Source organism: Neobacillus sp. FSL H8-0543 (assembly GCF_038592905.1).
Lineage (GTDB): Bacteria > Bacillota > Bacilli > Bacillales > Cytobacillaceae > Neobacillus.
In genome coordinates, this window is the sequence record NZ_CP151943.1 from 533864 (window position 1) to 553126 (window position 19263).

Consider the following 19263-nt stretch of genomic DNA (forward strand, 5'->3'; position numbering starts at 1 on the left):
TCTGTTTATTCATTGATGGAAAGAGGACAGTCAAGAGCATACAGACGCTGATATCTAGCTTCATTTTTAAGTAACTGATTATGGGTTCCTTCCATAACAATTTTCCCTTCCTCAAGGAATAGGATGCGATCCATTTTTTCCACACCGATTAAATGATGTGTTACCCAGATTATCGTTTTGCCGTCTAATGTTTCGAAAATGGTATTTAATAGTTTTGCTTCGGTGATTGAATCGAGTCCCACCGTTGGTTCATCCAGGATCACCACTGGTGTTTCTTGCAGCAAGATTCGTGCCAAGGCGATTCTCTGGCGTTCACCACCGGAAAAGCGCTGTCCAGTTTCCAGCATATTCGTTTCATACCCTTTTGGCAATTGCATAATCATGTCATTTAATTGCACCATTCTTGCAGCCTTGAATACTTCTTCTTCGGTAGCGTCCGGATTGCCAAGGCGAATATTATTGATTACAGAGGTTTTAAATAGATAGGCTTTTTGGTTTAGAACAGCCATTATTCTCGGAATCATGGTTTCTAGCAGATGTGAATCCTGTCCATTTAGCTTTATTTCCCCGCTATCTGGAATGAGTGCTCCCTGCAATAGCTTCAAAAGCGTAGATTTCCCTGAACCACTTCGTCCTATAATCGCTATTTTTTCACCCTGCCTAATCTTTAGGTTAAAATTGTCCAATAATACATTTTCAGAGTAGCCAAATGTGAGCTCCTTAATATCAATCGTAATTTCCGACAAGTCCTTAGGAACGTCAGCTGGCTCTACTATTATGGAATTATTGCCCTTAATAACAACTAGGCGTTTGAGTGAATCCCTGTAAGATGTTGTTTCACTTATAGCTCCAGATATCGGAAGAAAGGATTCTAGTAACGATAGCATTAAGAGTCCAAAAGCAGCAATGAAGGTCGGCGCTATTTCACCTCTAAGAGATAGCCCATTCGCCCAGTAAATTGACAAAATCACAATCGTTCCAAGCGCGATTTGATTACTAATATCACGCCAATTCACAAAATAATGTTTCTTTGTTTCAACTTCTAATAGTTTTCTTTCCTGTCGTTCATATCGTTCAATAAAACTAGAATAGCGACCGCTGAAAATCCAGTCACTGATTCCTAAGACTGCATCAGTAAACTGTTGATAAAGCTGATTTCTCCCCTTCTTTATTTGCTCATTTTTCGCTTTAACATATAAGAGGGAAAGGATTGGCCCTACGAACACTAACAGCCCGATTAGAACAGCTAGCAGAATGGCATAAGGAATTGAAAAAACGCCACTCCAAACAATGATTACTGTGTAGATAACTAATGAAATAATAGCTGGAAATAATGTTTTTAAGTAAAAGTCTTGTAAATGTTCAATATCATCTGCCAGGACACCAAGAATATCTCCTGTACGAAAACGTGATCGAAGGAACAGGGCTTGCGGCTCAACGATTTTATATAAGCGAACACGCATATTTGAGAGAATTTTCAATACAATGCTATGGCCGATTAATCTCTCCACATAACTAAGCACTGCACGGCCGATCCCAAAGGTCCGAACACCTACGATTGGTACATAGACCATTAATATTGATTCAGGCTGTGTCGCCGCTTTTGAAATTAAGTACCCTGAACTAAACATCAGTGCCCCGCCAAAAAGAATCGTTAGTGACCCTAACAGAATCGCTAGAAAAACCAAGCCACGATATTGCTGCAAATAGGGGATGATCCATTTTTCCTTATTCATGAGATCCCCTCCATTTGTCTTCGAACTAATTGATAATAGGTTCCCTGTTTTGCGATTAACTCCTCATGTGTTCCTGTTTCAACTAGCTTCCCTTGGTTAAGGACAATAATTTGATCCATATCCAGCATCCAATGTAAACGATGTGTAGCAAAAAACACCAGTTTATTTTCAAATAGTTCTAGCATGGTCTTTTTTAATTCGGCTTCCGTTTCAATATCTAAATGGGCCGTGGGTTCATCAAACATTAACACCGGCCGCTCTCCTAAGAATGCCCGAGCAATTGCAATCCGCTGTTCTTGACCTCCGCTTAACACTTGCCCGCCCTCACCAACAATGGTCGCCATTCCTTGTGGCAAGCCTTCAATCACTTCAAGCAGACCTGCTTTCATTGCCGCCATTTCCACCTCATTTTCTGTTGCTTCTGGCTGGTAAAAGCGAATATTATTCATTACTGTATTATGGAATAAATAAGGATGTTGGGGGATATAGGTTAATTGACTTTGCCAGTTTTTTGTTGATAAATCAATTAACCTTTTATTATTGATAAGAAACTCACCTGTAGAGGGTGTTAAGAATCCGCTTAATACATCAATCAAGGTAGATTTCCCTGAACCACTTTCACCAATAATGCCAATTTTTTTTGAGCCCTTAAATGAAAAACTAATATCCTTTAATCCATACTTTTCCTCTTCTAAAAACTCAACACTCAAACCACGGGCAGAAAAGGTACTCTTAGGTTCCCAGTCTGCAATCTGGACTTGATCTGGTAACAATATATTTTTATTAAGAATATCTTGAATTTTTTTACCTGCATTTTTACCATCGAGTGTGGCATGGTAATCTGAACCTGCCTCCCTGATTGGCAGAAAATATTCAGGTGCTAGGATAAGGATGTTTAAGGCAGGCTGCAACTCCATTGTCCCATTAATTAAGCCAATACCAAGAAAAACAGCCACTGTTGCGATAGAGAGCATGGTAAAAAATTCGAGGGCAAAAGAGGACAAAAAGGCTACTCGAAGTGTTGCCATTGTCCCTTTTCGATATCGTTCACTGACTAGAGCTATTTTTTCAATATGCTTCTTGCTAAGGCCTAAATATTTAAGTGTTTCTAACCCTCTTAATGAATCGACAAAATGATTGGATAGCAAATGATAGGATTCATATTGACTGTCAGCCTTACTTTTTGCTGCTATTCCTAATAAAATCATAAAGGCAACTAGGATCGGAAGGGCAAGAAGTAAAATGATTCCTGACCTGTTATTTTCTAATAGAATGAACAAGCAAACCATGGCTGGAATAATTGCCGCGTTCATCATTTTTAGATAGAAAAGTTCTAAATAACGACGAAACTTCATCGTCCCTTCCATTACCAGGGTGACAGTCTGACCTGAGCCTTCTTCCTTAACAAACCTAGGTCCAAGAGCAAATAATTTCTGTAATAACCTTTCCCGGTACTCTCTGCTTGTACAAGCAGCAAAATGGTAGGCAATATTTTTTTTCAAAATGGTAAGCAGTTGACGAGCTATAAGAGAAAGAAAAAATAACGCCAATTCAGCTATGACATCACGAAACAAATCTCCCCCAAAAAGAGAGGAGATAGCTTTTGCCAAAAAATATGCCTGACTAATAATCGTTAAACCCTGTAAAACCGTTAACATTCCCAAGCCAGCCACCACTGGCTTGGCTCCCATTAATAAGAACGTTTTTTTATCCATTAGTAGGTTAAATGCTCCTTGTCGGTTACTCTTTTCCGGAATACATAATAACTCCATATTGTATAGCCTAAAACAAACGGCAAAATTGTTAAGGTGGCAATGGTCATTATTTTTAGAGAATAAGCCCCGCTTGCTGCGTTATAAACCGTTAAGTCGAATGCTTTATTGATACTGCTAATCATTACTCTTGGAAAAAGACCCACAAAGATAGCAGCAATAGTAAAAACTAGACCAAGTCCGGACATTGTAAAAGATAAACCTTCACGCTTTGTAGAGATAAAGAAGTAAGCTAACCCGTAAGCAAGGACTATTAGCACAACTAGCACAAGCTCTGGAACTAAGCGTACTTCAAATATATCTGTCATAAACCATGATAACCCAACAAAAACAACAAGTGCCCCTAAGACTGCTAGAGTAACTTTTTTTGCTAAGACTGCAGACCTTTCGCGAATGTCTCCCTCTGTTTTAAGTGTTAGAAAGTTAAGCCCATGTAAGAAACTGAGCAAGGTGACAGTTAGACCGCCCCAAAGCGAGTATACATTGATGATGTCGGAAAAGCCTGCAGTCATATTCATATCCTCTTGAATTGGCATTCCTCTTAGTATACTTGTAAATAAAACCCCTAATAAGAATGGTGGAAGCAAGCTCCCAAAGAATATTACCCAATCCCATGTGTTGGTCCATTTTGGATTTTCAACTTTACGGCGAAATTCAAAGGAGACACCACGACCAATTAGGCAAAGCAAGACGGCCAGCAATGGCAGGTAATAGCCGCTGAACATGGTGGCGTACCAATGCGGGAAGGCTGCAAAAATTGCTCCTCCACCCGTTAACAGCCAAACTTCATTTGCATCCCAGAAGGGACCAATTGTATTAACCATAATGGTCCGTTCTGATTGGTTTTTTGCGAGAACGCGCGTTGAAATACCTACACCAAAATCAAAGCCTTCAAGGAAAAAGAAGCCGATAAAGACGACGGCGATTAAGACAAACCATAATTCGCTCAATTCCATCTTTAAGCACCTACCTTATTAAATGGGTCTGTTGACACTTTTAAGTCAATCCCATGATGTATTTCCGGACCTTTTTTTATTTCTTTTACCATTAAGTAAATCATTACTCCACCAAGAATGGTAAACACAAGCAAATACATGATTGTTGAAAATAAGATCGTACCTGGTGATACATTTGGTGAAATCGAGTCTGCGGTTGTCATTAATCCAAACACTGTCCATGGCTGACGGCCAACCTCTGTCATAATCCAACCAGCAGTATTCGCTAGGAATGGAAAAGAAATTGCAGGTATTAGAAATTTCAAGAACATAGAACTTTGTTCAATTTTTCCTTTTCTCCAAAGGTAAACTCCAATAATCGATAACAAAATCATCGCGACTCCAAAACCAATCATCAACCGAAAACTCCAATAGGTTGTTTTAACGGGTGGAATATAGTTAGTTTCCTCCCCGACAACTGAATCATATTTTTGGCTATACTCTTTTTGAAGAGTTTCCATCCCTTTAAGACTTCCTTCAAATTTAGAATAAGCTAAAAAGCTCATTGCATATGGGATATTAATTTCAAAACTATTTTCGTGTTTTTCTGTATCAATAAAAGCAAAGGCTGACCATGGTGCTGGATCGGCTGTATCCTGCCAGATTCCTTCTGCTGCGGCCATTTTCATTGGCTGTGTTCCCACAAGATATTTCGCCTGGGTGTGACCGCTTAGGGCTGTTCCAATACTACCAATTAATCCAATAATTATTGCGATTTTTATAGACTTCATGTAGAAATCCACATGTTTTTTCCATAAAAGATTAACAGCACTTACTCCAGCAACAAAAAAGGCTCCTGTACATAATGCGCCTGTGATGACATGTGGGAATTCTACTAATAATTGTCCATTTGTGACTAATGCCCAAAAGTCATTCATTTCTGCACGTCCATTGTTCATCTCAAACCCGACTGGTACCTGCATAAAGGAATTGGCCATTAATATCCAAAAACCAGACAGCATCGTTCCAAAGGACACTAGCCAGATACAGGCCAAGTGGACCTTTTTTGATAACCGGTCCCAGCCAAATATCCAAAGTCCTATAAACGTTGATTCCATAAAGAAGGCTAGCAAGGCCTCGATTGCAAGTGGCGCACCAAATACATCACCAACAAATCGTGAGTAATCCGACCAGTTCATTCCAAATTGAAATTCTTGGATAATTCCTGTAACTACCCCAACCGCAAAGTTTATTAGGAACAAATGCCCCCAAAACTTTGTCATTTTTTTATAGACCTCTTTCTTTTTCATGACGTACAATGTTTCCATTAGGGCAACCATAAATACAAGTCCTATGGAAAGCGGCACGAAGAAAAAGTGAAAAATGGTTGTCGCGGCAAACTGTGTCCTTGCCAATAATATTGCATCCACAGAAAATACCTCCCTTTTATATTTGTTCAGAAACTCACAATCTTATGTAATACATTCTTAATTTTCGACATTACCCCTATAAAAACATAATTAATGATAATAATTATCTCTTTATAATATCTATTACCTCACCCATATCTTAACAAATAAATTCAAAATTAGTTCACATGTTTTTGACGATATCGTGACATTTAGCACAGAAAAGGTGGTCAATTTTTGACCACCCTCCTCACTTTTTATTTGGTTTGTTTTAATGAATTTTCATGAGCATACCAGTTTTCTTCCGGAATAATATTTGAAACAGTTAAGATAAATGAAGGCATTCTTTCTACATCAAAAACAATCGCCCCAATTTCCTTCGTAAACATAAGAAAGGCTTCTCCATGGGAATACTCCGATAATTCATTGCCAATTTCCATTAATGACTTTAATACTGCTTGTTTCACTTCAATATCAATTATGAGTTGCGGTGAGAATCTTAAAATCCATTTCTCTCCCTTGATAGAAAATCGATACATCTACACTCACCCTTTTACACCATTTTTATTAAAGATATGAGGATGAGTAGTTTTTATGTTAAACCGATTGTCTTATATTAATTTTTTTCCATACTCCTGCAGTTTCTCCCCGACAGTACATTGCGAGATACAGAAACGGTGCGCAAATCTCCTGCCGCCTTCTTCTTTAAAATGTTGGTGTAAAAGGCAGCCATTACAGTACTGACTCATTAGAGTTTCAACATTTGTAAACAGTTCTTTCCTATTAAAATTCTTCACGGGTATGAGTGCACCTCGTTCCTTAAAGTATCTGGGTTTTAGCGAAGATTTCTTTCCCTTCTAATGCCTGAGTTGCTAATTTATCTGCTTCTTTATTGTCTTTTCTTGAAATCGGACTATATTTTGGTGTAAGTCCAAGTGCTTTAATTTTCTCTTCAATCCGATCGAGCCAGCTGTTGAGGACATCTTCATAGCATGGCCATTCTCCTTCTAACTGTTTTAGGACAACCTGTGAGTCTCCTTTAAATTCACAGCCCAGATGGTGAACACCCAATTCCTCAAGGATATTTAGTGCATAATAGAAAGCTGCATATTCTGCTTCATTATTTGTTTCCATTTCATCAATTCGTTCATTTGCTCTAATTCTGTATTTCTTTTTTCCTTGCCTGAAGTATATCACAGCCCCGAGTCCTGCCTGATTTGTTTCTTTTTGGAAGCCACCATCAAAGTAGACAGTAATTTCATGGGGATCTTCCTCGACTTCTGATATTAGTTTAATCATTTCCTTTAATATCCAAGATGTACCTTTTTCATCATAAAAATACAGCTCAGTCGCTTTTCCCGATTTTTCGAGTTCTCCTCCAACTTGAATAGCCAATTCAGCTGAAACCCAATCAGAAGTAAAAAGTATTTTCTCGTTTCCTTTTAGTTTATAATTCCACTCAACCCGATATTTCATAATTTTCAACCTTTCTTGAAAAATAAAATTTTAAAATCCTTCCTTTTACAATATGTTTAGACAATTATGCTTAGCATACCCAGTTTCCTGTAAGGAGATTTGGAAATAATAATTCTGCGCTTGAATGTGTTAAACTATGATAAGATTTTAAAAAAATATACATGGAGGGTCCACTTTGATTGAAGTCTATATTGACGGGGCAAGTGCAGGTAATCCTGGACCCAGCGGCGCGGGGATTTTTATTAAAGGGAATGGCAAGGCGGAGCAGTTTTCGTTTCCCCTTGGGTCCATGTCAAACCACGAGGCAGAATATCATGCCTTCATCAAAGCATTAGAGATTTGTTTAGAAAAAGGCTATTCAGGGTCCCTCGTTTCTTTTCGAACGGATTCAAAATTAGTCAATAATGCAGTGGAGAAGGAGTTTGTGAAAAACAGCCTCTATTCGCCCCTCCTGAAAAAGGCATTACATTTAACAAAACAGTTCGATTTATTTTTTATGAAATGGATACCAAGTATTGAAAACAAGGTTGCCGATGAACTTTCACGTCAGGCAATCAGAAAAAACAAATTGGGGGAGCAATAGAATATCATGAAAAAGCCTTTGTTAGCTGACACTAGCCTACTTTTTGTTACATTTATATGGGGTACCACCTTTGTCCTTGTGCAAAATGCGATTGGGCTGCTCGAACCTTTTTCCTTTAATGGGGTCCGCTTCCTTGCTGCCGCACTCATGCTTTTGCTCTATCTTATCATTTTTAAAAAAGAACAGCTGAAACTACTAAATATTAGGATGGTTTTATCCGGTGCCTTTATCGGATTTTGGCTTTTTCTCGGATATGCGACTCAAACCATCGGACTATTATATACCACTACCTCCAAAGCTGGATTTATTACCGGTTTAAGTGTTGTCTTAGTACCGCTGTTTTCGATGATATTATTAAAGCAATTCCCTACTAGGAATGCTGTTATCGGCGTATTAACAGCTACCATTGGACTATTTTTCCTTACAATGACGGATGTTTCTTCATTAAATATTGGGGATGGATTTGTGTTTATCTGTGCGATTGCCTTTGCTTTACATATTATTTTCACAGGTAAATATTCAAGCAAATACCCGACATTATTATTAACAATCATCCAGATTTCTACCGTTTCCATTCTTTCTATCCTCTCATCTCTTATCTTTGAGGATTGGCGAAGATTAGTTAGTCTGGAAATTTTGCTTTCAAGGGATGTCATCATTGCTTTAGTCATCACGAGTTTGTTTGCTACAGCATTGGCCTTTTTAATCCAAACTTATTTTCAGAAGTACACCACAGCAACTAGAGTTGCGTTAATTTTTGCGATGGAACCGGTATTTGCTGCAATCGCGGGATATTACTGGGCCGCAGAGCGTTTATCCTATAGTGCCTTATTCGGGTGTATGCTAATATTAGCAGGAATGATTTTCGCAGAGCTGCCAAGGAACAAAGTCCCTTTTTTACGTAAAAAAAATGAGGGTTATCCAGGATAAAAAATACTCCCTTTTCGATGAAAGGGAGTATCTTTTTGCCTATACCGCAAAGAAATCTCTTTGCTTTGCGAACTTAATGGCACCACTTCGTGTTCTTATTTGGTTTGTTTTTAATGTCTCTAACAATGACATATAAAAACTGCCATCAAAGCTTTTTTGTACTTTTAATGTAAGCTCTATTGCAGTTGTCGTCAAAACATCAGAAGCATTCGTGGAATGTTTACCGAAGTAAATAAAGCCAATTGCATCATCTTGGAATTTAAATCCTTTTTCTTCCAAGTAGTTCAAGTACTGATCAACTGTACGCACTAAATTATTCACCTCTCCCAACCACTTATAACCAACCTCTATCAAATCTTACGCTAAAATTCGACAATTTTCTACTCCTTTCTGTGCAAAGATGGCCAATCATTCCAATAGTAGCCCCTAGCAGCGCTCCACCAATGACTTCTTCTGGCTGATGTCCCAGCATTTCCTTTAATTTTTTGGGAGCTTCTTGTTCAAATTTGACCGTTTCATCCTTATGGATTTTATCAATTAATTCATTCATGGAATTGACTTTTAGGGTGAGTTCTCCTGTTTGCCTCCTGATCCCTTGTGCATCATACATGACGATTAATCCATAAACAAGTGATAAAGCAAAATCAAAAGTCGGTAATCCCCTTTGTAAGGCAATATATGTTGTTAAAGTTGACACTCCTGCAGAATGGGAGCTCGGCATCCCGCCTGTTTGAAAAAATAACTCAGGTCGCCATTCTTTCTTTTTATAATAATGAATCGGGATTTTTAATCCTTGTGCTAAGCAAATGCTTGATAGCGCCAAATAAACACCTTTATTCATTTCATCACCTCTCCCCTTATTGTTTAGAAAGTTGAGTTTTATTATTCCCGCTGGAAATACTAAAAAAGTGGGAGGTGAAGAAGATGGGAGAAAATAAATATCGTCAAACCAATCGCGGCACGAAGGCTCCTAGTGTGACTCCACAAGGATATGGACAAGATGCCGAGTTCGCTGAAGAGCCAAAAAGCAAACTAGAAAATGCAGCTAAGAAGAAAAATACAAAATAAAAAACAAAAGGCGGAAGCACCCCGTTTAGCGACGTATGGACTCCTCGAAAAAGCTAACGCTTTTTCTTCGTGCGATGATTATGCTGCCGAAGCCTCCCTTGTGGAGCGCTTCGACTGAGATAAAAGGAAACACTCAAGAGCGTTAGCGATTCGATGTTGACTTATCGTAGGGAGATGAGCGAAGTACACTAGTCGCTGGGCGCTCCTCAGAAAAGCTATTGCTTTTCTTTCGTGCGATGCTTCGCTCCCGAAGCCTACTCTTGTGAAGCTGGATTCAGAAAACTATTTCCAAGGTATTAACAATAAATTGAAAAATATTACATTCCAAATAGCATGGAAAAGGCTGTCCCTGGTGAACAGGGACAGCCAATGACTCACTTTGATTATATTGCGGTACACTCATTCATTTATTAGATACTTACAATAAGGAATAAGGCGTTTCGCAACGTCAAATTCCCTGTTTTTTGAACCAGGTCTCCAATTTACTTCAAATAACCACAGTCTTTGGTTTGCATCAATAGCTACGTCTATACCAAGCTCGTCAAAGGAATGTTCATATAAAGTATCAAAATGAGCAGAAAAGGTTAAAGAAAATTCCTCAAGACTTTCCTTTACCTTTCTCCAATCATCCTGAAATTCATCTTTTAAAAAGGAGTCTAATTCCCCTCGGTAGCCTCCACTGCTTATATTACTGATCATTTTCATGTTTCCGCTTATTCGAGGATAAATTAAGGTGATTTCCCACTTCCCTATGCCATTTTTTTGAACATGTAAACGAAAATCATATGTTAAACCATTTTTCGTCTTACATTCAATGAAAGGCTGCAACAAAAATTTTTGCACCTTAATAATTGGCCGAAAATATCTATTAAGTTCTTTTTCTTTAAAGTACATGATGTTGAATCCTTCAGTTATTTTATATTGCTCCTCTGTTTTCTCAATAAAAAACACCTTTTTTCCATGATTTCCAGATAAAGGTTTTATTACCGCTCTGGACTGATTTTTTAGAAATGAAATAAGTTCTTCTGACTTGAGTAGTGTAGTAGAAGGGATTAGATAAGAGGCAAACACTTTTGCTTTTTTAACTTTTTTATATACCTTCATTTTGTTCCCAACAGGAAAACTTGTTAAAATCGTATGTTTTTTTAACCTTCTTAAAATTTTTGTCTGGTTCTCCGTTTTGGGATTGCAGCTGTTTATCACAACAGCAGGAAAATCTACTTGTTTTTGAATCCAATTTCCTTCCTCATATATCCAGCCATTAATCTTCATGTTTTCAAAGTCCACATTATTAAATGAAAAATAAAAAAAGTGTATTCCCTCCATTTTCGCAACAGCTGCAAAGGGATACGCCTTTTTTACATCTGCAGGATTTTTCCGGAGGTGGAGCAAACCGATACCTTGCAAATCCATCACATCCTTGAAAAGACTCAAGTTATGAATCACATTTTAAGAAAATCTATATTTTTCTACAACCTTTCGAAAGGCAGGCTCCATTTTTCCAAGTGACATTTTAAACAGTATCACCATATCTTCCGTACGAATTTCAGCCAATTTAGATTCTAATTGGACGGCATTTTCAACAGAATGAACCTTGCTTGGATCCATTCCTAAACTAATAGCTTTTTCACCTGTTAGCTTTGCAGAGGGACCAATGGTAATTAAATAATCTACTTCACCATAGTCCACAATCGTTTCCCCCATTTTAAGGTGCTGATTGTTTAATTGTGTTCCCAGACGTTGCATTTTCCCTAGAACGAGAACCTCTTTTTTACCATTAGAAATTTTTTTAAGAACTTCTAGGGCTGACACGACGGAACTAGGATTACAGCTCCATGTATCGTCAATAACTGTTATTCCTTTTGGGCTATACCGTTTCACATGACGCTCCATTGTTTTAAACGACTTCAGTCTATTGATTGCATCTTCGATTGAAATACCTATTAAACTTGCTGCTACGATGGCCGCTAAACTATTATAAACATTGTGCTCGCCATGTCCTGGAATAACCACTTCATGTTGATTGTTATTAACATTTATTGTGTATACCATCCGGTCGTCTTCATATCGAATATTAGCTGCTCTAAAATCAGCACTCTGATCCTGACCGAATGAAAGTATACATCCTTTAAATAAACCGATTGGTAATCTTCTTATATTTTTATCATCTGCATTAATAATTAAAGTTCCTTTTTCCGAAAGGACTTCTAACATTTCTCCCTTTGCACTGATATATTTTTCTAACGTTTTGCATCCTTCTAAATGCGCTTCACCAATGTTTGTAATGATACCGATCGTTGGTTTGAAATATTTACCGCTTACCCTAATATTTCCTGGGTAGGCAACCCCCATTTCAAAGATGGCCGCTTCTGTTTGTTCATTTATTCCCATTAAATAGTGTAGATTTAAATGAAGACCATTTTGACTAAGAAGAGTGGAATGTACTTGTAAAAATTGCTTTAAAATATGCTTAATCATATCCTTAGTGGTTGTTTTTCCACATGTTCCTGTTACTCCAATCACGGGAATAGAAAAAATGCTTCGATAATATTCGATGAATTGGTTGTATGATTCCTTTCCATCTGAAACCAAAATTACAGTAACCGATTTATCAACCATTGTAAGAATATCTTTATTTTCAGTTACAATTGTATAATTCTTTTTTCCCAGTAAGGAATCAGGACTTATACACTTTTTACTAATATGAAAGTAAACAGAATATTCACTGATGTTTTTCACCAATTTTGCAACTTTGCGAATTTCAACTTCAGCGTTTCCTTGAATCATTTGGCCATTTATCACTTCAAGTATATCTGAAAGCCTAAGAGTCTTCATATACTTACCCCTATTCAATCTTGGAATCAAAAAGGTACCGCGCATAACTGATTGGTGTTGTGTAGGTTGCTTTCCAAACTTCATTCATTTTAGCTTTTCCAAATGTTATTCTAAGATCTCGTCCATTACATTCAATAAACATGGGAAAACCCTCAGTAGTTAAACCAATATCCAGCCCAACATCTGCAAGATTAGGGAAATATTTATTTAATTCAGTTACAGCTTTAATTGAAAAGTCTTCAATAGATTGGTAGACTTCGTTAAAGTCTAAGTTAGAGAAATCGCTTAATAGTTCAGTAAGCGTTTTACAGGTACCACCTTTTGCAACATTGGTTACGTAATTTCCTATTTTAGCAACCTTACCAACCACACCCGTTACCTGCCATTCTCCTAATCCATTTTTTTGGACGGAAACACGTAAATCGAAGGGGCTTCCCTGATACTCAGCAAGCGGAATTCGTTCCTGAATGATGTAATGTTTATTTAAAACCTTTTTACGAATAATTTCAGGCCAATCGTCGTTAACAAAAGCTTCTCTCTTCTGGTTGGAACAAACTTCCCAAAGCTCACTATCCATTTTTTCGACCATAAGGACCCCGCCGCCTAGACTTCCACTATTCGGCTTTATGATTAGCTCTTTATGCTTCTCCATCATTTCTATAAAATTCACCGAACTTGCTCGTTTCGTTTCAGGCAAATGGGGCTGCAATTCTTCATTTTTCATTAAAATATCATGAACATCCCATTTTCCATAACGGTTCCAATCATTAAAAATAATAACCCCCGTTTTTTGCAGGTCCTTTATTTTTAACTTTGATTCATTCCTAAAAAAAAGGCCCCGATTATGAATAATTTTTGGTATGGTGATATTTTTCAATTCATATTTTCCCTTGTTACCTTTTACTAACGCATTAATTTGTTCGGTTTCAGACTTAATATCTTTTAATCGAAAAAAGCAAGGACTCAGTCCAAATTGCACACAGGCTTCTTCATAAAAACTGATATGCTCAAAATAAGACCTGTTAGTCTTAATTCCACTATATATCAACCCATCTACTAATATTCCAACGGTTGGAGTATTCATATTCCTAATCTCCTTTTTTACTAAAATCCGGCTAAAGCTTTCGCATAACGGAAAGGTGTTACAAATAAAAGTCTCCTTAAGTTATAATTCTTCACTTTTGCCAGGCTATCATAGCCGTACAATTTATTAACTTCTAAAATCCAAACATTATAATTTTGGTCAACAATACAATCAATTGCTACATCCCCGTAATTTCCTACACATTTATCTAATTCCTTACAAACCGTTTTACATTTGTCATAGATTTTCGCTTGAAGCTGTGAAGCCTCTTGATGATTGATTCCAAACAAATACTTTATTGCTTCATTACCAGACAAAAGTTTTTCTACATATTTTAAATTGGTAACAATTTTGTTTTTCTTTGCCACTCTGCCGATCATGCCTTGACATTCCCACTGTTTTAACCCATTTTTTTGCGTATATACTCTAAAGTCAACATTTCTATCACCAATTGTTGTTGATACACCTTGTTGGATAATGTAATTCCGACGAATATACTTCTCCAATAACAGGATTAAATCAGCTTGTTCTCCTATATTCGTTTTTATATCGTTTTGATTAACAAAGACATAATTTCCCTGACCGTCCATTGTTACATTTAAAATCCCTCTTCCTCCTTCACCTTTAGGAGGTTTTAAATAGACGGTCTGATGCTTTCGTAACATCTGATCAAGTTGTTCGACCTCTGTTAACTCTTTAGTTTCAGGAAATAGTTCTTTCAAATTTTTATTCCTTGAAGCATATTCTGGCAGTTCTCCTTTACAAAAATAGTAAGAGTTAATGACCCTGTCACCAATTTGTGAAATTAGATCATTATATCTTACTGTATCGATGGGGTGCCGTTTATAAACTACATCTGGATAAGGGAAAACTCCATAAATCCAACGTGTGGTTGAAATTTCTCCTTGTGGATTAAAATAATATCCTTCAATTTGTTTTTTTTCGATATTAATTCCTCTTGCAGCACAAACATAAATTAGTCCCTTAATGCTTTGATACTCAGAAAAGCGACCTTTTAGCCGATCTAATCTTTTTGGGGTTAATTCACTGGGATTTAAGTAGGCAACAAAAGCAATAACTGGACCTAAAGATAGTACTCGCCCGTTAATGATCAATTCATAAGGAATATCCTCTGGTATCGCGAGTTCATTTGACATTCGCGGAATACCTATTGTGTCGTCTGGCATTTCTTCATTAATATTTACGACCAGCTCCCTAGAGAATCCACCAATTTTTAAAATAATTCTTTGAGAAACAATACTGTATTGTTCTAACAGTTTCATGGAAATATCGATTGTATCTTGTTTCTGTTGATATCTTATAAAAACCATGGGATTTACCTCCGCCTAAATGAAACCTAAAAAAGTCTATGTATTATTACATGCTCAGAAGAAATCCAATGAAACGGCAGTTGACCTATACGGATAAAAAAAGAACTTATGAATAACAGTTGATTCTGTTTTCAAAAGTTCCCTTTTTAAGAAATATTTTTTCAAACGCAAATTACCACATTATACATATCGCTTTAATTCAAGATACTGACCAAATAATTCATCATACTCTTTTGGTATAAATGGTTTAAGGCCATTTTCAGGGGTAAAGGTTAATTCACCAAAAAATATCTTATCGTTGGTATAGTAAAGATCGACTCGTACAAAGGCAAATTCAGCAGAAAGTTTCTGCGCTATAGTAAGTAATTCATTTAAACGTGAAGGTTTGATGACCAGTTCATTAAAGTTAGGATAATAATGCTGAACAGGAAGCTTATCCCAATTCAAATCATATATATCACGTTTAAAATCTTTAAAACTATACCCGTCCACTTCTATAAATTTAGGTTCACCATGGAAACAAAAAATTCTATAATCCTTCAAATCTCCTGTTGGATCTTTTATTAATTCTTCGATTACTACTCTTGGTTTTATATCGCGATAATTAGATTCTCCCGTTTTTCGAAAATAACTGGTATTAAGCCATTTTCTCACTTGATTCTTCTTATTATTCCAATTAAATTTTGTTTTGTCATTTACGATTAAATTCCACCCTGATGCGTGTGTGGGTTTTAATGCAAATGAATCGGGCAAACTATCCACTTTAATTTGATCTACCTTATCATAAACTCCAATAAGAGGGATAAGGTACTGTTCACCGACCTTCTCTTTCACATATTGACGCACTTCATATTTATCCACATACTTAGAAAATCGCTCAAGATTTCCAAATATCTTTATCCATTGAATTTTTTCAGAAAAGGTTCTAGGACTGGCTAAATTTAAGTCATACCCATGCCTGCGTTTAAATTCAACTTTCAACCTATTACTCTTATCTATTTTGATATTCTTTCTTGATTTTTTGATCCTTTTTCTCATCCTATTTCTTCAACCTCCAACCTAACTTTTAAAGTATTTGATTAGTTTCATAGGAATTATTGATTCTATTAACTACTCCCTATTTTAAAATATTCATAAAACCACCCCTCAAGCTTTTCAGAAATGGCATGATATCTTTTTGCAGAAATTGAACTTTTTATTTTCCTTTTTATGACAGTATTGTTGTCCCCATGTACGAGAACATAGGTCACAAGGGGGAAATTAACCATTTTATAGTTTTGATTTCTTAGATATTTTGTAACCCGAACGTGTGGGAAAATCACCCATTTAAATTTAGTCTTCATCACATCTCTCCTCCTAGAGGAAAGTGGAAAATCTCTATTAGAAAAGTAAAATACCGCACTGCTTCCACAGTTCGTATAAAAGAGATCCCTTGCCCATATCTGTTTATGTTTCAAATTAGCCATACACCCCGTGTTTATGACAAATGCATCTGAAATAGGGTTGGACCTAATAAATTCAACAAATCTATAGTGAATCCAATCATCTGCATCTAATGGCATAAAGTACCCTGAGAACCCGATTTTCCGTAAATAGGCCCCGATCACTATACGTTTACGAAATTTGTCACTGCTATATTTTCTACTATTGGTTGGTGGGGGAAACCGAACAGGTAGCCATGTAACGCGAGCATTTTCCATTTCCTCTATACTTGGTTTATTGTGGCCTGCAATTAATATTCGATAATTTTGGTCGGTATTGTGTAGGATTGATCTAAGTGTACTAGCTAAATTGTTCTGAACCCTAAACCAATTTCGCGATGTTTTTTTACTTTTTAACGAAATAGCAAAGGCGACTTCTACTTTACTTGATTTGTTTTTTTCCGCAAATCTATTCTCTTCAAAATAATCATCAACCTGATCCAATTGATCTAAAAGGGTAGGTTTCACATTATCAGAGGAAGGGTCCTCTATTTGTTCGTTCTGAGGATCCTTTTCATTTTTTTTTTTAGTATTTGATTTACTAGAACATCAGACATACTTGAATGCTTTACTACATTTTTATCTAAATATTGGATTGTTTTAATAATGGCTTCGAATCGTGTGATATTCCTTTGTTTGGAGTTTTTTTCAAGTGTTTTCATTCCTGAAAACATTCGAGCCACCCATCCGGCAACACCATATTGACCAGCCTCAACAGATTTGGGTAACGGTTTACTGTCCCAGAAATCAGAGGTCCAATCATCCCATACTCCAGTGATTCCAAGCCGCCATAGTAACTCGACTTTATCTCGACGTCCATACCAAAAGTCTTCATTAAATTCCTCTTTTGAGTCCCATCTAAAAATTAATTGTGGCTCTTCTACTGGAACTGGAATGAAGTTATCAGTTAATAGCTGTGTATTATCTAAAACTCTGGTCATCGGAACAGCAAAATACTTTAAATGTGGTTTTGAAATGACCTCTAAATATATTTTCTTCCAAGCCGTTTGTGTGACAAAGCAATTCCCATCCCAGGGTAAAATCCATTTTCCTCGAGTCTTTCCATCACGTAATGCAGCGTTTCGGGCGCCATTGACGTTCATTACATAGTTGTTTTTTTTTCTAAAAATGGCAGCCAATAGCCTTTTTTTTCTTTCTTGATTCATAGAAGTATACTTATTACTCTTCAAATAGTTAGAATTAGGAAGGAAACTCGTATCTAACCCAATTTTTTTGTAATCTTCTTCAAGAAAAGGGATATGAATAAATTCCTGATGAAACTTTTTTAATAACGCAATAATGGCTTGCTCAACCTCTTTATCAATTATTCGATTAACGATCCATCTTTTCTCGCAATTTTCTAATACAGATTCATGTTCTAAAATAAATTGAAGGTTTCTAAGTGTTTGTCCTTTTTGATGACGTGGATAGAGGTCATTACCAATAATGCGATATAGAACAAAAGTATCCCGTATTTTATCTAAACCTTTTTCTAGATAATCTTTTTTCAAATAATCTAAAGTTTTTGGCTGCATCCCTTCAATTAGTTTTGTTGTTCCCGTTTGTTTTACTTTCCTTCTGGAGATTTTGTTCGTTCTTTTAATCGTTTTCCATTTGCGATTAGATTTCTTATTTATAGTAGTCCCTCTTTTCATTTATTTCACCATCCCTTCAAGAGTTTTTAGTGAAAATCCGTTATCCAAAAATGTAGAGTATATCTTAACCTTTTACATTCATGATTTTTACTATTTTTCTATATTCCTCAAAAATATTTTATAGCTTGTTCGCATTTTTTTCAGCCGCTTCCACCATTTCAACCCACAATGATGTAAGATGATTGGGTTTTTGGCAACATCATGCCGATTCGGCCTGCTATTCCATTTAACATGTAAACTCCCAATTAATGGCGTATATTTGGTTGGTCCTTTATAAGATAATATTCTTATATTTCTATTCTTAAAGCCAAGAAGCTTTAAGAAGGCTTGTTGATCCCACCACTCATCAAATCGTTTCTTCTTGTGTCTCCAGACAGCCTCCAATATATCAATTGTCTTTGGATCCCGTTTCACTACGATAACCCCTGAATTAGGAAAAAGCGGTTTTCTTCTATGATAACTTGTCATATAAGCAACATGGTCAGTATTTAATTCATTTCGGATATCATCTCTTGGGTCAACAATAATGGTATCTGAATCCATCCACATGACAATTTCATAATATTTTAATAGGTTAAATAACAAAAATATTTTATGCTTTTTAGCCATTTCACCTGGAAGAAGCTTTTTATTAAAAAACAAAGTATCGATTCCATGGAGCTTGCCATAATACTCCACTGTGGGTTTCATTATTTCTAATGCAGCCACATGATTTTTACCAGTGGCCAGACAGCAAATGACCATATTACTGTTTGGAGTTAGTGATAAATCATAAGAAGGAATCATTTCATCACTCCTTTTAACACAATTTCAACTATACAACCTTTTTTATTTCTTTATTTTCGAAAAAACTCAATATTGTCTTTATATACTATTCAGTCGAAAATACATTGACTAGGTTTATTTTCAACTTCACCATAGATTTTTGACCATTTTTCAAAATTATTCGTCTTTAAAAATCATTTTCT

20 protein-coding genes are annotated in these 19263 nt (G+C 36.4%); 3 read left to right on the forward strand and 17 right to left on the reverse strand.

Features of this window, described 5'->3' with window-relative positions:
* Nucleotides 1-5 precede the first annotated feature (5 nt).
* The 7 genes from cydC to NSS81_RS02840 form a co-directional block, all read right to left on the reverse strand.
* Complete coding sequence (gene cydC, locus NSS81_RS02810; protein ID WP_342432043.1) at nt 6-1736, reverse strand: thiol reductant ABC exporter subunit CydC; 1731 nt, start codon at nt 1734-1736, stop codon at nt 6-8.
* Entirely contained in the window at nt 1733-3451 is a 1719-nt protein-coding gene (cydD, locus tag NSS81_RS02815) for a thiol reductant ABC exporter subunit CydD (protein WP_342432044.1), read from the reverse strand. The genes cydC and cydD overlap by 4 nt, the downstream gene beginning before the upstream one ends.
* On the reverse strand, nt 3451-4464 hold the full coding sequence (gene cydB, locus NSS81_RS02820) for a cytochrome d ubiquinol oxidase subunit II (RefSeq protein WP_342432045.1): 1014 nt from the start codon (nt 4462-4464) through the stop codon (nt 3451-3453). Before cydB ends, cydD begins: the two co-directional genes overlap by 1 nt.
* A 2-nt stretch (nt 4465-4466) precedes the next feature.
* Entirely contained in the window at nt 4467-5873 is a 1407-nt protein-coding gene (locus tag NSS81_RS02825) for a cytochrome ubiquinol oxidase subunit I (protein WP_342432046.1), read from the reverse strand.
* 236 nt (nt 5874-6109) lie between these two features.
* The gene (locus NSS81_RS02830; protein ID WP_342432047.1) at nt 6110-6391 is read right to left on the reverse strand and encodes a hypothetical protein; all 282 of its coding nucleotides are present in this window, start codon (nt 6389-6391) and stop codon (nt 6110-6112) included.
* A gap of 72 nt (nt 6392-6463) precedes the next feature.
* Nucleotides 6464-6649 (reverse strand): zinc-finger domain-containing protein, encoded by a 186-nt coding sequence (locus tag NSS81_RS02835; protein WP_342432048.1) that lies wholly within the window; start codon nt 6647-6649, stop codon nt 6464-6466.
* Nucleotides 6650-6671: 22 nt separating this feature from the next.
* Nucleotides 6672-7328 carry a ribonuclease H family protein gene (locus tag NSS81_RS02840; protein ID WP_342433910.1) on the reverse strand — a complete coding sequence of 219 codons (657 nt, stop codon included), beginning with the start codon at nt 7326-7328 and terminating at the stop codon, nt 6672-6674.
* Nucleotides 7329-7503: 175 nt separating this feature from the next.
* Here NSS81_RS02840 and NSS81_RS02845 point away from each other — a divergent pair, with 175 nt between their 5' ends.
* Together NSS81_RS02845 and NSS81_RS02850 are read left to right on the forward strand one after the other, a co-directional pair.
* Complete coding sequence (locus NSS81_RS02845) at nt 7504-7911, forward strand: reverse transcriptase-like protein (RefSeq protein WP_342432049.1); 408 nt, start codon at nt 7504-7506, stop codon at nt 7909-7911.
* A gap of 6 nt (nt 7912-7917) precedes the next feature.
* Complete coding sequence (locus tag NSS81_RS02850) at nt 7918-8841, forward strand: DMT family transporter (protein ID WP_342432050.1); 924 nt, start codon at nt 7918-7920, stop codon at nt 8839-8841.
* Between the two features lie 39 nt (nt 8842-8880).
* On the opposite strand, the gene NSS81_RS02855 is transcribed toward NSS81_RS02850, so the two are convergent.
* Together NSS81_RS02855 and NSS81_RS02860 are read right to left on the reverse strand one after the other, a co-directional pair.
* Entirely contained in the window at nt 8881-9150 is a 270-nt protein-coding gene (locus NSS81_RS02855) for a DUF6123 family protein (RefSeq protein ID WP_342432051.1), read from the reverse strand.
* 25 nt (nt 9151-9175) lie between these two features.
* The gene (locus tag NSS81_RS02860) at nt 9176-9682 is read right to left on the reverse strand and encodes a divergent PAP2 family protein (protein ID WP_342432052.1); all 507 of its coding nucleotides are present in this window, start codon (nt 9680-9682) and stop codon (nt 9176-9178) included.
* An 83-nt stretch (nt 9683-9765) separates the two neighbouring features.
* Here NSS81_RS02860 and sspL point away from each other — a divergent pair, with 83 nt between their 5' ends.
* Nucleotides 9766-9909, forward strand: a complete 144-nt coding sequence (sspL, locus tag NSS81_RS02865) for a small, acid-soluble spore protein L (RefSeq protein WP_342432053.1) — start codon at nt 9766-9768, stop codon at nt 9907-9909.
* Between the two features lie 399 nt (nt 9910-10308).
* Here sspL and NSS81_RS02870 read toward each other — a convergent pair whose 3' ends face one another.
* The 8 genes from NSS81_RS02870 to NSS81_RS02905 form a co-directional block, all read right to left on the reverse strand.
* Nucleotides 10309-11355, reverse strand: coding sequence for a YheC/YheD family protein (locus NSS81_RS02870; RefSeq protein WP_342432054.1), 1047 nt, complete (start codon nt 11353-11355; stop codon nt 10309-10311).
* A gap of 3 nt (nt 11356-11358) precedes the next feature.
* A complete protein-coding gene (gene murF, locus NSS81_RS02875) occupies nt 11359-12744 on the reverse strand; it encodes a UDP-N-acetylmuramoyl-tripeptide--D-alanyl-D-alanine ligase (protein WP_342432055.1) in 1386 nt (461 codons plus the stop codon).
* A 10-nt stretch (nt 12745-12754) separates the two neighbouring features.
* Nucleotides 12755-13828 carry a YheC/YheD family protein gene (locus NSS81_RS02880; protein WP_342432056.1) on the reverse strand — a complete coding sequence of 358 codons (1074 nt, stop codon included), beginning with the start codon at nt 13826-13828 and terminating at the stop codon, nt 12755-12757.
* A gap of 20 nt (nt 13829-13848) precedes the next feature.
* Nucleotides 13849-15159, reverse strand: coding sequence for a YheC/YheD family protein (locus NSS81_RS02885; protein WP_342432057.1), 1311 nt, complete (start codon nt 15157-15159; stop codon nt 13849-13851).
* Nucleotides 15160-15339: 180 nt separating this feature from the next.
* A complete protein-coding gene (locus NSS81_RS02890) occupies nt 15340-16197 on the reverse strand; it encodes an ATP-grasp fold amidoligase family protein (RefSeq protein WP_342432058.1) in 858 nt (285 codons plus the stop codon).
* A 68-nt stretch (nt 16198-16265) separates the two neighbouring features.
* Nucleotides 16266-16721 carry a hypothetical protein gene (locus NSS81_RS02895; protein ID WP_342432059.1) on the reverse strand — a complete coding sequence of 152 codons (456 nt, stop codon included), beginning with the start codon at nt 16719-16721 and terminating at the stop codon, nt 16266-16268.
* 407 nt (nt 16722-17128) lie between these two features.
* Nucleotides 17129-18295, reverse strand: coding sequence for a hypothetical protein (locus NSS81_RS02900; RefSeq protein WP_342432060.1), 1167 nt, complete (start codon nt 18293-18295; stop codon nt 17129-17131).
* A gap of 90 nt (nt 18296-18385) precedes the next feature.
* Nucleotides 18386-19081, reverse strand: coding sequence for a putative nucleotide-diphospho-sugar transferase (locus tag NSS81_RS02905; RefSeq protein WP_342432061.1), 696 nt, complete (start codon nt 19079-19081; stop codon nt 18386-18388).
* Nucleotides 19082-19263 lie beyond the last annotated feature (182 nt).

Bases quoted from the DNA above. Each gene is read 5' to 3' on its own strand.
- NSS81_RS02880 (WP_342432056.1), bottom strand. From the start codon at position 13,828: ATGAATACTCCAACCGTTGGAATATTAGTAGATGGGTTGATATATAGT.
- sspL (WP_342432053.1), top strand. From the start codon at position 9,766: ATGGGAGAAAATAAATATCGTCAAACCAATCGCGGCACGAAGGCTCCT.
- murF (WP_342432055.1), bottom strand. From the start codon at position 12,744: ATGAAGACTCTTAGGCTTTCAGATATACTTGAAGTGATAAATGGCCAA.
- NSS81_RS02885 (WP_342432057.1), bottom strand. From the start codon at position 15,159: ATGGTTTTTATAAGATATCAACAGAAACAAGATACAATCGATATTTCC.
- NSS81_RS02850 (WP_342432050.1), top strand. From the start codon at position 7,918: ATGAAAAAGCCTTTGTTAGCTGACACTAGCCTACTTTTTGTTACATTT.
- cydD (WP_342432044.1), bottom strand. From the start codon at position 3,451: ATGGATAAAAAAACGTTCTTATTAATGGGAGCCAAGCCAGTGGTGGCT.
- NSS81_RS02905 (WP_342432061.1), bottom strand. From the start codon at position 19,081: ATGATTCCTTCTTATGATTTATCACTAACTCCAAACAGTAATATGGTC.
- NSS81_RS02900 (WP_342432060.1), bottom strand. From the start codon at position 18,295: ATGAAAAGAGGGACTACTATAAATAAGAAATCTAATCGCAAATGGAAA.
- cydB (WP_342432045.1), bottom strand. From the start codon at position 4,464: ATGGAATTGAGCGAATTATGGTTTGTCTTAATCGCCGTCGTCTTTATC.
- NSS81_RS02860 (WP_342432052.1), bottom strand. From the start codon at position 9,682: ATGAATAAAGGTGTTTATTTGGCGCTATCAAGCATTTGCTTAGCACAA.
- NSS81_RS02895 (WP_342432059.1), bottom strand. From the start codon at position 16,721: ATGCCATTAGATGCAGATGATTGGATTCACTATAGATTTGTTGAATTT.
- cydC (WP_342432043.1), bottom strand. From the start codon at position 1,736: ATGAATAAGGAAAAATGGATCATCCCCTATTTGCAGCAATATCGTGGC.
- NSS81_RS02890 (WP_342432058.1), bottom strand. From the start codon at position 16,197: ATGAGAAAAAGGATCAAAAAATCAAGAAAGAATATCAAAATAGATAAG.
- NSS81_RS02830 (WP_342432047.1), bottom strand. From the start codon at position 6,391: ATGTATCGATTTTCTATCAAGGGAGAGAAATGGATTTTAAGATTCTCA.
- NSS81_RS02840 (WP_342433910.1), bottom strand. From the start codon at position 7,328: ATGAAATATCGGGTTGAGTGGAATTATAAACTAAAAGGAAACGAGAAA.